Raw genomic sequence first — 12,807 nt, 5'->3', positions numbered from 1 at the left:
GCCGGGGGCAGGGCCACGGCGGTCGGCGTCGCGCCGGCATCGGCGGAACCCGCATGCGCCGGCCCGGCCAGATTCGGCATCAGGCTAGGATTGCTGCTCATTTGTATACCAACTTTTCCCCGTATTTTTTTAGACTATAAACCTGCGGCAAGCGGATCAATCATGGGTGTATACCCTAGGTTATCGATGTAAAAACAATGGGATAGAGTGGCGCATGCCGCAAGTCCGCCTGCGCGGCAAACATCGTTCGTCTGTCGCGCGTCTTTCGTTGGTATACAAAAAATTCCACTCTGGGGCTACGCATGCTTACCCTGAACTCCCATCCGTCCGGCCGGCATTTTCTGCAGATTCCGGGGCCGACGAATGTGCCCGACCGCGTGCTGCGCGCTATCGACCAGCCCACCATCGACCATCGCGGGCCGGCGTTCGGGGAGCTGGGGCTGGCGGTGCTGGCCGGCATCAAGCAGGTCTTCCAGACGCAGTCCCCCGTGATCATCTTCCCGTCTTCGGGCACCGGGGCATGGGAGGCGGCGCTGGTCAACACGCTGTCGCCCGGCGACCGTGTGCTGATGGTGGAAACCGGCCATTTCGCCAGCCTGTGGAAGAAGCTGGCGGGACGCCTGGGGCTGGAGGTGGACTACGTGGAAGGCGACTGGCGGCATCCGGTGGATCCCGGCGTGATTGGCGCGCGCCTTGCCGCGGACGCGGAGCACCGCATCAAGGCCGTGTGCGTCGTGCATAACGAGACCTCGACCGGCGTCACCAGCGACATCGCCGCCGTGCGCGCCGCCATCGACGCCGCGTCGCATCCCGCGTTATTGATGGTGGACACGATCTCGTCGCTGGGGTCGGTCGACTACCGGCACGACGAATGGGGGGTGGACGTGACGGTGGCCGGCTCGCAGAAGGGCCTGATGCTGCCGCCGGGCCTGGCGTTCAACGCGGTCAGCGCACGGGCGCTGGCCGCTGCCGACACGGCGCGCCTGCCGCGCGCCTACTGGGACTGGCGCGACATGCTGGCCGCCAACGCCAACGGCTATTTTCCCTACACGCCGTCGACCAACCTGCTGTACGGGCTGCACGAAGCGCTGGCCATGCTGCAAGCCGAGGGGTTGCCGCGCGTGTTCGCCCGGCACGAACGCCATGCGCGTGCTACGCGCCTGGCCGTGGCGGGCTGGGGGCTGGAACTGCTTAGCCTGGAACCGTCGGCGCACAGTCCCGCCCTGACCGCCGTGCTGATGCCGCAAGGCCATGGCGCGGATGCGTTGCGCAAGGTCATCCTGGACCGCTTCGACATGTCGCTGGGGCAGGGGCTGGGCAAACTGACCGACCGTGTCTTCCGCATCGGCCACCTGGGCCATTTCAATGACCTGACCCTGTGCGGCACGCTGGCCGGGGTCGAGATGGGCCTGGCGGCCGCCTGCGTGCCGCATCGCGCCGGCGGCACGCAGGCCGCGATGGAATTCCTGGCCAGGACGCCCCAGGGCGCCACGGCCTGACACACCACAATAACGAGGGAAACGATGAACGCGCTTATGCAGCAGGCGATCCAATTCGCCAATGAACACGAATCCACCTGGGACCGCAGCGTCAAGGGCAATTTCGGCGTGCACCTGAACGATCCGCCGCCCTGGAACCGCCTGCTGGGCCCGATCCATGACCGTGGGCCGGTATCGGGCGTGGTGGTGGTGGACGGCAAGACGGTCGCGTCCTGGGGCGAACCCGATCGCGCCGACCTGACCTTCAGCGTCGCCAAGCTATATCTGGCGATATTGGCGGGCGTAGCGCACGACCGGGGCCTGCTGCCCGACGTCGACGAGCCCGTGGGCAAGCGGGTGCCCGGCATCGGCTTTGACGACGGCCAGAACGCCGACATCACCTGGCGTCACCTGTTGCAGCAGACGAGCGAATGGGAAGGCGAGCGCTTCGGTGTGTCGGACCAGGCGGATCGCTATCGCGCCGTCACGTTCGGCGTGCCGCCCGACGGCAAGAAGGGCGACGCGCGTCCCTTGCAGCGCCCCGGCACGTACTGGGAATACAACGACGTGCGCATCAACCAGTTGTCCTACGCGTTGCTGCACTTGTTCCGCAAGCCGCTGCCCGACGTGTTTCGCGAAGCCGTCACGCGCCCCATCGGCGCCAGCGAAAACTGGCAATGGGTGGGTTACGACACCGCCTGGGTCGAGATCGACGGCCAGCGCATGCCGTCGGTTCCCGGCGGCTCGCACTGGGGCGGCGGCATGTCCATCAGCGCGCGGGACCAGGCGTTGATCGGCCAGATGCTGCTTGACGACGGCCAGGCCAACGGCAAACAGATCCTGTCGCGCGAGTGGATTCAAGCCATGCGCACGCCGTGCGCCATCGCGCCGTACTACGGCTACCTGATCTGGCTCAACCACGAAGGCCGGGTGTTTCCCAGCGTGCCGGCCACCAGCTTCTTCGGTGTGGGCGCGGGCAGCTCGTTCACGTGGGTGGAGCCGGAACGCAAGATGGTGGTGATCGTGCGCTGGCTGAATTCCGCCCATGCGGATGCCTTGTTCGGCAAGATCCTTGCAGCGGTGGACGCGCCACAGGCGTAACATTCTGAGCTCTCACCGACCAAGGAACGATGCCATGAACTACCGCCGACTGGGAACCAGCAATCTGCGCGTGTCGCCGCTATGCCTGGGCACCATGATGTTCGGAGAACAGACGCCTGACGACGAGGCGGCGCGCATTGTCGCGTCGGCGCGCGACCATGGCTTGAATTTCATCGATACGGCCGACGTCTACAACGAAGGCCGCTCGGAACAAGTCGTGGCCAAGCTGCTGCAAGGGCAGCGCCACGACTGGGTGCTGGCCAGCAAGATCGGCAACCCGGTGGGCAAGGGGCCGAATCAGGCGCACTACTCGCGCCAGTGGCTGATGCGTGGGGTGGAACAGAGCCTGTCGCGCCTGGGCACGGATTTCATGGACATCCTGTACCTGCACCGCGACTACCACGAGGAAAATCTCGAAGAGGCGCTGTGGGCGCTGGGCGACCTGATCCGGTCGGGCAAGCTGCGCAGCTTCGGCTTGTCCAATTTCCGCGGCTGGCGCATCGCCGAAGTCATGCGCCTGTGCGAAAAGATGGGCGTGCCGCAACCCGTGGTGTGCCAGCCTTACTACAACATGCTGAACCGCGGACCCGAGGTGGAAATTCTGCCGGCCTGCAAGCATTACGGTCTGGGCGTGGTGCCGTACAGCCCCATCGCGCGCGGCGTGCTGACGGGCAAGTATCTGCCCGGCCAGGCGCCGGCCGCCGACACCCGCGCCGGGCGCGGCGACCGCCGCATCCTGGCCACGGAGTTTCGCGAAGAATCGCTGCAGATCGCGCAACAGCTGGTGCGGCACAGCGCGGCGCGGGGCGTGCAGCCGGGCCATTTCGCCACGGCCTGGGTGTTGGCCAATCCGGTCATCACGAGCGTGATCGCGGGCCCGCGCACGCTGGCGCAGATGGACGACTACTACGCCGCGCTGGACGTGACGATCACCGCCGAAGACGAAGCCGTCGTGGACGGCTGGGTGACGCCGGGCCATGCGTCCACGCACGGCTACAACGATCCCAACTACCCGTTCCACGGGCGGCCCGTGGCGGCTGCATAACGGCTCGCGCCCGGGTTTCCGGCGCGCGCCTCAGGCCGAGGCGCGGACCGGTTCTGCTGCGATACCGTGCAGCATCATCTGTTCGACCGCGGTGGCGATGCCTAGCCGGGCGACGCGTCCGCGTCGTTCGGCGTCCATCATGCTGGTCAGCACCCCGAAGAACATTTCCGCCAGTGCCGCCGCCGTGATGTCCACCCGGAAGGCGCCTTCACGCTGTCCGCGCAGGAAGAACGCATCCATGGATTCCAGGTAACCCGACCAGCTGTTCATGATGTCGGGTTGCTGCTCGTTATCGGGCTTCCAGTTGTACATCAGGAAAGCCGTCAATTCCTTGTGAGCCAGGTTCTGATGAATCAGGTTCCGCAGCGCCTCGCGCGGGGGCGCCGTGTCCAGATGCGAGTCCGCCAGCGCCTTCTTCATCACATGGGCGCAATGGGTCGTCAAGCGCAGGACCAGTTGGTCCCGCGTCTGACAGAACCGGTAAAGCGTCGCCTTGCTGACGCCGACTGCCTTCGCCAGTTCCTGCAAGGTGGCCCGCGGCTGGTCAACCATTGCCATGGCCAACGCCACTAGTAGCTTCTCGTGCCCCGCCTCGTCAGACATGTTCCGTCCCTGTTCTTGTCTCGAACTTGATAGGCGCTATTGAATCACGGGCGATTCACTTTGTACAAATTCTGGCTTAATTGGCAAGTAAAAACTTGTTAAGTCCGGTGCAACGAACTTCACAGAATCATATGAATCATCATTGATTCAAAATGAACTCCAAGGTACCATCAGCGGCTTATTGAATTCAGGTCGCCGCGGGCGGGGGGTATCGATGATGAAGAATCAAACCAGGTGGCAGTGGCCCCTGACGGCGTTGTTGGCGTCCATCGCATTGGCGGGGTGCGGCGGGGACCAGGATGCGCATTCGCAGGCGTCGGCGCCGCGCCCGGTGCAAGTGCTGTCGGTACAACCCGAGCGCTACGCGCTTACCAGCGCGCTGCCGGGGCGGGTGGAACCGATGCGGGTGGCCGAAGTTCGCGCCCGTGTCGCGGGCATCGTGCTTAGCCGCAATTTCGAGGAAGGCGCCGACGTGAAGGCGGGCGACGTGTTGTTCCGCATCGACCCGGCGCCATTCAAGGCGGCGTTGTCGCGTGCCCTGGGAGACCTGGCCCGTGCGGATGCCGCCGTGTCGGATGCGCAGGCCATCGTCAAACGCTACACGCCGCTCGTCAAGATCGAGGCCGTCAGCCAGCAGGATTTCGATACCGCCACCACCACGCTAAAGAGCGCCCAGGCCGCGCGCCGGTCCGCGCAGGCGGATGTGGAAACCGCGCAATTGAACTTGGACTACGCCACGGTCAAGGCGCCGATTTCGGGCCGCATCGGCCGGGCCCAGGTCACCGAGGGCGCGCTGGTGGGCCAGAACGAGGCCACGGTCATGGCCAAGATCCAGCAGTTGGACCCCGTCTACGTGGACTTCACCCAGCCCGTGGCGGACATGCTGCGCATGCGCGCCGCGTTGCAGGATGGCAGCCTGGGGCAGGGCGAGGGCGCCAATATCTCCATCACCATCGACGGCACCGACCAGCGTCGCAGCGGCCGTCTGCTGTTTTCCGACATTGCGGTCGACCGTGGCACGGGGCAGGTGTCCGTGCGCGGCGAATTCGCCAACCCCGATGTGCTGCTGCTGCCCGGCATGTATGTGCGCGTGCAGACCCGGCAAGGCGTGGACCCCGAAGCCATCCTGGTGCCGCAGCGCGCGGTGTTGCGCAGCACCGATGGCAAGCCGCAGGTCATGGTGGTGGGCAAGGACGAGGTCGTGGAATCGCGTCTGGTGCAAACCGGCACGATGCGCGGCAGCGATTGGCACATCGTCGATGGCCTGAGCGCCGGCGACCGCGTCATCGTGGGCGGCGTCAACGCCGCCGTGCCTGGCCAGAAAGTCAGCGTGACGCCAGCGGCGCAGCCGAAGGTCGCCGCCGCCACCGAGGCCGCGGCCCCGGTGGCGAACTGACCGGCAGCCCGTGCCCCGCATGCATTCCCAAGGATAGATCATGTCCAAGTTTTTCATTGGCCGCCCCAATTTCGCGTGGGTGGTGGCCATCTTCATTTCGCTGGCGGGCCTGCTGGCGATCCCGTCGCTGCCGGTGTCGCAGTTTCCGGTGGTGGCGCCGCCCCAGGTGACGATCTCTGCCGTCTATCCGGGCGCATCCGCATCGGTGCTGGTCGATTCGGTGACGAGCGTCATCGAGGAAGAGTTGAACGGCGCCAAGCACATGCTGTATTACGAGTCGTCCAGTAGCTCGAGCGGCAGCGCGGAAATCACCGTCACGTTCGAACCCGGCACGGACCCCGACCTGGCCCAGGTGGACGTGCAGAACCGCATCAAGAAGGCGGAAGCGCGCCTGCCGTCCGCCGTGACGCAGCAGGGGCTGCAAGTCGAGCAGGCCAGTTCCAACTTCCTGATGATCTACGCCCTGACCTACAAGGGCGATGACGCGCACAAGGACGTAGTGGGCCTGTCCGACTACGCGGCGCGCAACATCAACAACGAGATCCGCCGCGTCGACGGCGTGGGCAAGGTGCAGTTCTTCGGGGCCGAAGCGGCCATGCGAGTCTGGATCGATCCGCAAAAGCTGCTGGGCCTGGGCCTGTCGGTGGCCGACGTCAACGCCGCCATTGCCGCACAGAACGTGCAGGTGCCCGCCGGCAGTTTCGGCAGCCGCCCCGGTTCGCCCGAACAGGAACTGACGGCCACGCTGGCCGTGAAGGGCATGCTGGATTCGCCGGAAGAATTCGGCCGGATCGTGCTGCGCGCCAATGCCGACGGCTCTTCCGTCCACCTGGCCGATGTGGCGCGGCTGGAAGTGGGCCGCCAGAGCTACGACTTCGAAACGCGCCTGAACGGCAAGAAGTCGGTCGGCGCCGCCGTACAGCTGGCCCCGGGCGCCAACGCGATCGACACGGTCAAGGCCGTGAAGGCGCGCTTGCAGGAGTTGTCGGCCTCGTTCCCGGAAGACGTTGCGTTTTCGGTGCCGTTCGACACGTCGCGCTTCGTCAGCGTGGCAATCGAAAAGGTGGTGCACACCTTGCTCGAGGCAATGGTGCTGGTCTTCCTGGTGATGTTCCTGTTCCTGCAGAACATCCGCTATACGCTGATCCCGACGATCGTGGTGCCGGTATGCCTGTTGGGCACCTTCGCGGTGATGTCGGTGCTGGGCTTCTCGGTGAACATGATGACGATGTTCGGCATGGTGCTGGCAATCGGCATCCTGGTGGACGACGCGATCGTGGTGGTCGAAAACGTGGAACGCATCATGGCCGAAGAGGGCCTGCCGCCGCGCGAAGCGACCATCAAGGCGATGGAGCAGGTGTCGGGCGCCATCGTCGGCATCACGCTGGTGCTGGCCGCCGTGTTCCTGCCGCTGGCGTTCATGAGCGGTTCGGTCGGAGTTATCTATCAACAGTTTTCGCTGTCGCTGGCGGTGTCCATCCTGTTCTCGGGCTTCCTGGCGCTGACCTTCACGCCGGCGCTGTGCGCCACGTTCCTCAAGCCCATCCCCAAGGGGCACCATGATGAAAAGAAAGGCTTTTTCGGCTGGTTCAACCGTCGCTTCAACCACCTGACCACGCGTTTCGAGGCGCTGAATTCGCGGCTGGTCAAGCGCACCGGACGCTACATGGTGATCTACGTGGCGATCGTGGCCGTGCTGGGCGTGCTGTACGTGCGCGTGCCGGAGTCCTTCGTGCCGCCCGAAGACCAGGGCTATGTCATCGTCGACATGCAGCTGCCGCCGGGCGCCACCCATACCCGCACCGACAAGGTCGTGGCCGACGTTGAGCAGCACCTGATGTCGCTGGATGCCATGGGCGACGCTTTCACGGTGATGGGCTTCAGCTTTTCGGGCACGGGCCAGAATGCGGGCATCGCCTTCCCGTCGCTGAAGGACTGGTCCGAGCGCGGCAAGGGCCAGGCCGCCACCGACGTGGCCAATAGCGTGAACGCGCGGTTTGCCGCCATCGATGACGGCACGGTCATGGCGGTCAACCCGCCGCCCATCGAGGGTCTGGGCAACTCAGGCGGCTTTGCGCTGCGTTTGCAGGACCGCGGCGGCCTCGGGCGCGCGGCACTCACTGACGCCCGCAACCAGTTGCTGGCCAAGGCCAACAGCTCGCCGATGATCGCCTACGCCATGATGGAAGGGCTGGCCGACGCGCCGCAGTTGCGCCTGGACATCGACCGCCAGAAGGCCGAAGCGCTGGGCATCGGCTTTGACACCATCAGCACTGCGATCTCGTCGGCCTACGGGTCGGCCACCATCAACGACTTCGCCAACGCTGGGCGCTTGCAGCGGGTGGTGGTGCAGGCGGACGTGCGCGACCGCATGACGCCGGAGAGCATCCTGATGCTGAACGTGCGCAACAAGTCGGGCGGGATGGTGCCGCTAAGCGCCTTCGTGCAGACGGGCTGGGAGACCGGGCCCGTGCAGATCTCGCGCTACAACGGCTATCCGGCGTTCAAGATCGCGGGCGACGCCATGCCCGGAAGCAGTACCGGTGAAGCGATGGCTGAAATCGAGCGCATCGTGTCGGAGCTGCCCAGCGGCATCGGCTATGAATGGACGGGCTTGTCCTATCAGGAAAAGTTCGCGGGAGCCCAGGCGCCGATGTTGTTCGCGCTGGCCTTCCTGGTCGTGTTCCTGCTGATGGTCGCGCTGTATGAAAGCTGGGCCATTCCCGCGTCGGTCATGCTGATCGTGCCGATCGGCGCGCTGGGTTCGGTTCTGGCGGTGACGGTGCTGGGTATGTCGAACGACGTGTATTTCAAGGTCGGCCTGATCACCATCATCGGCCTGGCCGCCAAGAACGCGATCCTGATCGTGGAGTTCGCCAAGAGCCTGCGCGAACAAGGCCATTCTCTGATGGACTCCGCCATCCAGGCCGCCAAGCTGCGCTTCCGGCCCATCGTGATGACGTCGCTGGCGTTCATCCTGGGGGTGGTGCCGTTGGCGTTGGCCACTGGCGCGGGCGCGGCTAGCCAGCGCGCGCTGGGCGTGGGCGTGATTGGCGGCATGCTGACCGCCACGTTGCTGGGCGTGATCTTCGTGCCCATCTTTTTCGTGTGGGTGCTGTCGCGGGTGTCGAAGCAAGGCGGCCAGCCGGCATCCGACGCCTTGCCGGCCCCGCGCACGGCCCAGGAATGACACTCATGATGCAAACCTATTTCCCTTTGCGCCTTGGCGCCCTGACCCTGAGCGCCGCGCTGGCGGGATGTTCGCTGGCGCCGGTCCATCAACGGCCTGACGCGCCCATCCCGGCGCAGTATCCGGCGTCGTTGAATCAATCGGCCGCGCCCGCCGGGCCGTCGGCGGCCACCACGCTGGACTGGCAGTCGTTCGTGACCGATGCGCCGCTGCGCCAGTTGGTGGCGCTGGCGCTTGAAAACAACCGGGACTTGCGCCAGGCCGTGTTGAACATCGAAGCGGCGCGCGCGCAGTACCGGATCGAGCGCGCGGACCGCTTGCCGGGATTCAACGCCCAGGGCAGCGGTACGCGCCAGCGGGTGCCGGGCGACGTGAGCGGCACGGGCAGCGCTGGCGTGCAAAGCACCTATCAGGCAGGGATCGGGCTGACCGCGTTCGAGATCGACCTGTTCGGGCGCGTGCGCAGCCTGTCGGACGCCGCGCTGCAGGAATACCTGGCCACCGAAGAAACCGCCCATGGCACCCGGATCAGCCTGGTCGCCGAAGTGATCCAGGCGTATCTGACCCGCGACAGCGCGCAGCGCCGCCTTCAAGTCACGCGCCAGACGCTGGCCAGCCGCGAATCGTCGCTTGAACTGATCGTCAAACGGCGCCAGGCCGGGGCGGCCACGGCGCTGGACTACCAGGAAGCGCTGGGCTTGACCGAGCAGGCACGGGCGGAGCTGGAACGGATGGACCGGGAGGTGCGCCAGGCGGGCAACGCGCTGGCGCTGCTGGTGGGCGTCAACGACCTGAGCCCGTACCTGCCTCGGGAACTGGCGGCGTCACCCGTGCTGCTGCAGGAAATCGCGGCGGGCGCGCCGTCCGAACTGCTGGAACGCCGGCCGGACATCCTGGCTGCCGAACACCAGCTGCAGTCGCGCAACGCCAGCATCGGTGCGGCCCGCGCGGCGTTCTTTCCCAGTATTTCGCTGACCGGCCTGTTCGGCTCTTCCAGCGCCGACCTGTCCAACCTGTTCGACGGGGGGCAGCGCGCCTGGTCCTTCGCGCCACAGATCACGCTGCCGATCTTCGCGGGCGGACGCAACACCGCCAACCTGGACTTGTCGCACGTGCGCAAGGACATCGCGGTGGCGGCGTATGAAAAGACCATCCAGACGGCGTTCAAGGAAGTGGCCGATGCGCTTGCCGCGACGGATACGCTTCGGCGCGAAGAGGCGTCACGCCGCGCGCTGGCCGAATCTAGCCAGGAAGCCATGCGCCTGTCCGAAGCCCGCTACCGCGGCGGCGTGGACAGCCACCTGCGCTACCTGGACGCCCAACGCAGCGCATTCACCGACCAGTTGAGCTACATCGAGGTCAGCACCCAGCGCCAGATCGCGTTGGCGACCTTGTTCAAGGCGCTGGGCGGGGGATGGCCGGGGGCGCGGCCTGCGGAACAGGCTGCGCAACGGGGCGCAGCGCCTGCGGCGGACGGGGCGGGGAAGGGATGATGTAGCCCCATTTTCCAGAAATCTCGATAAAAATAGTTGACGTCGAGATTTATGCTGCTTATCGTAGAAAAAAAGCGCCGCCAGATAGCCGGCTGCCACTCTCTGGCCTTGCGCCGGCGGCAGGCGCACGAGGAGACAAGCAGTGATACGTCCATGCGACAGCCGGCCCTGCCGGCAGTTATCCCGCGCGGCGTCGCCGCGTGCGGGGCGGATGCGGGCGGTGCGTTCCGGCATGCCGCGCAGTGGCTTGCAGTGGGTGTGGGCCGGCCTGGTCGCCTGCGCCGCCTTGGCGGCAGGCACGCCGGCCGAGGCGGCGGACTGGCCCGCGCGGCCGATAACCATCGTGGTCAACGGCGGCCCGGGCAGCTTGCCCGACCTGTTCGCGCGGCCGTTGGCCGAACGGCTGCATCACGCCTTTGGGCAGCCTGTCATCGTCGAGAACAAGCCTGGCGCCGGCGGCCTGCTGGCCATGCAGCAGCTTAAGTCGGCACCGCCCGACGGGTACACGCTGGCGCTGGTCACCAACGCCCACCTGGTGTGGAACCCCTACATATTTCCCGCGCTGACGTATGACCCCGTCCGCGACGTTGTGCCGGTCAGCCCGCTGGCCGTCATCCCCATGGCGCTGACGGTCAACGACAAGGTGCCCGCGCAGTCGTTGGCGCAGTTGTTCGGGCTGGCCCGCCAGCAGCCGGGCCGGTTGAACTATGCGTCTTCGGGCAATGGCAGCCCGCCCCACGTGCTGTTTGAAATGCTGCGCGAACAGGCGGGCGTCGACATCATGCACGTGCCGTTCAAGACGGGTACCGGCGCGCTGAATTCGGTGCTGGCGGGCGACACGCAGATGTACTTCGCCGGTACCGCGTTGGTCGAGCCCATGGTCAAGGAAGGGCGCCTGCGCGTGCTGGCCATCAGCGATGGCGTGCCCGATGCGGCCTTCGGCCGCGCGCCGACGCTGGCGCAGCAGGACTTCCGTGGCTTCGAAGGCGCGGTGTGGCTGGGGGTGGCGGCGCGCGCCGGCACGCCTGACGCTATCGTCCAACGCCTGAACGCCCAGATCGGCCGCGCGCAGCAGGACGGCGCCATGCGGCAGATGTACGCCAGTCACGGCTCGCTGCCGTACCATCTGGACGCGGCCGCCTTCGCGCAGCGCGTCGCCGATGAGCGCAAGGCGTCCGGCCCCGTGCTGCGCAAGCTGGGCATCAAGCCCGATTGACCTTTCCTCTTTCCCTTTTTCCTCGAACCTGGAATCAACGGCGCCGTGCGCGGCGCCGAACCCGCAGCCATGAACCTGATTGAAGAGATTGTTGAACACGCGTCCGCCATTCGCGACATCCGGCGTGATATCCATGCGCATCCCGAACTGGCGTTCGAAGAGAACCGCACGGCGCAACGGGTGGCCGAGCTGCTGGAGGGCTGGGGCATCCCGCTGCACCGTGGTTTCGGCAAGACCGGGCTGGTGGGCGTGATCCGCAACGGCACCTCGTCGCGCACGCTGGGGTTGCGCGCCGACATGGACGCGTTGCCGATGCAGGAGGCGAACCAGTTCGCGCATGCCAGCAAACATGCGGGCGTGATGCACGCGTGTGGGCACGACGGCCACACCGCCATGTTGTTGGGCGCCGCCCAGTATCTGGCCCAGCATCGCAATTTCGACGGCACCGTGTACCTGATCTTCCAGCCGGCCGAAGAGCGCGGCGGCGGCGCGCGCGAGATGATGCGCGACGGCCTGTTCGAGAAATTCCCCATGGAGGCCGTGTTCGGCATGCACAACATGCCAGGCATCCCGGAGGGCTGTTTCGCGTCGTCGCCCGGCCCGGTGCTGGCGTCCAATAGCGAATTCCACGTGACGATACGCGGCAAGGGCGGCCATGCGGCCATGCCGCACCTGGCGGTCGATCCGATCCCGGCGGCGGGCCAGATGATCGAGGCTTTCCAGACCATCATCAGCCGCAACAAGAAGCCGCTGGAGACGGCCGTCATTTCCGTGACCACGCTGCGGGCCGGCGAGGCCGTCAACGTCATTCCCGATACCTGCGAACTGGGAGGAACGGTGCGGGCCTACACGGCCGAGACGCTGGATCTGATCGAGCGGCGCATGGGCGAGGTGGCGCGGCACGTGGCCGCCATGTTTGGCGCGGAATGCGAGTTCGTCTTCACCCGCCACTATCCGTCGACCATCAACCACGAAGCCGAGACGGCCTTCATGCGGGAGGCGCTGGCGCAGGTGGTCGGCGCCGAGCGGGTGATGGCCCAGACACCCATCATGGCGGCGGAAGACTTTTCCTTCATGCTGGAAGCCGTGCCCGGCAGCTACTGCTTCATCGGCAACGGCGACGGCGGCCATCGTGAGTTGGGCCATGGCGAGGGGCCGTGCCTGGTTCACAACACCAGTTATGACTTCAACGACGCGCTGTTGCCCATCGGCGCCAGCGCGTTCGTGAAGCTGGCCGAGGCCTGGTTCGCGCAGCCCCGGCGCGGTTGAACCGGCGGGGCTGCGC

At 66.2% G+C, this 12,807-nt stretch carries 9 protein-coding genes; 8 read left to right on the top strand and 1 reads right to left on the bottom strand.

What is annotated here, in order from left to right; all coding sequences use genetic code 11:
• Positions 1-302 precede the first annotated feature (302 nt).
• From ACE039_RS19960 to ACE039_RS19950, 3 genes are read left to right on the top strand one after another with little or no spacing between them, the layout of a single operon-like run.
• Positions 303-1,499 (top strand): pyridoxal-phosphate-dependent aminotransferase family protein, encoded by a 1,197-nt coding sequence (locus ACE039_RS19960; RefSeq protein WP_485823165.1) that lies wholly within the window; start codon positions 303-305, stop codon positions 1,497-1,499.
• A 24-nt stretch (positions 1,500-1,523) separates the two neighbouring features.
• Positions 1,524-2,579, top strand: a complete 1,056-nt coding sequence (locus tag ACE039_RS19955) for a serine hydrolase domain-containing protein (protein ID WP_485823164.1) — start codon at positions 1,524-1,526, stop codon at positions 2,577-2,579.
• Between the two features lie 34 nt (positions 2,580-2,613).
• Complete coding sequence (locus ACE039_RS19950; protein WP_448708782.1) at positions 2,614-3,624, top strand: aldo/keto reductase; 1,011 nt, start codon at positions 2,614-2,616, stop codon at positions 3,622-3,624.
• Between the two features lie 30 nt (positions 3,625-3,654).
• Here ACE039_RS19950 and ACE039_RS19945 read toward each other — a convergent pair whose 3' ends face one another.
• Positions 3,655-4,227, bottom strand: a complete 573-nt coding sequence (locus tag ACE039_RS19945; RefSeq protein WP_105556787.1) for a TetR/AcrR family transcriptional regulator — start codon at positions 4,225-4,227, stop codon at positions 3,655-3,657.
• Between the two features lie 214 nt (positions 4,228-4,441).
• Between ACE039_RS19945 and ACE039_RS19940 the strand changes: the two genes are divergently transcribed.
• From ACE039_RS19940 to ACE039_RS19920, 5 genes are all read left to right on the top strand, one after another.
• Positions 4,442-5,623 (top strand): efflux RND transporter periplasmic adaptor subunit, encoded by a 1,182-nt coding sequence (locus tag ACE039_RS19940; RefSeq protein WP_485823163.1) that lies wholly within the window; start codon positions 4,442-4,444, stop codon positions 5,621-5,623.
• A gap of 40 nt (positions 5,624-5,663) precedes the next feature.
• Positions 5,664-8,813: a multidrug efflux RND transporter permease subunit gene (locus ACE039_RS19935; RefSeq protein ID WP_448708781.1), complete on the top strand. Its 3,150-nt coding sequence runs from the start codon at positions 5,664-5,666 to the stop codon at positions 8,811-8,813.
• Between the two features lie 5 nt (positions 8,814-8,818).
• Positions 8,819-10,306 (top strand): efflux transporter outer membrane subunit, encoded by a 1,488-nt coding sequence (locus ACE039_RS19930; protein ID WP_485823162.1) that lies wholly within the window; start codon positions 8,819-8,821, stop codon positions 10,304-10,306.
• A 232-nt stretch (positions 10,307-10,538) separates the two neighbouring features.
• On the top strand, positions 10,539-11,522 hold the full coding sequence (locus tag ACE039_RS19925) for a Bug family tripartite tricarboxylate transporter substrate binding protein (protein ID WP_485823161.1): 984 nt from the start codon (positions 10,539-10,541) through the stop codon (positions 11,520-11,522).
• Positions 11,523-11,591: 69 nt separating this feature from the next.
• On the top strand, positions 11,592-12,791 hold the full coding sequence (locus ACE039_RS19920; RefSeq protein WP_485823160.1) for a M20 aminoacylase family protein: 1,200 nt from the start codon (positions 11,592-11,594) through the stop codon (positions 12,789-12,791).
• The last annotated feature ends 16 nt before the right edge of the window (positions 12,792-12,807 follow it).

The sequence above is a fragment of the Achromobacter maghribensis genome (assembly GCF_057334215.1).
This window is presented reverse-complemented; position numbering and strand designations above follow the sequence as displayed.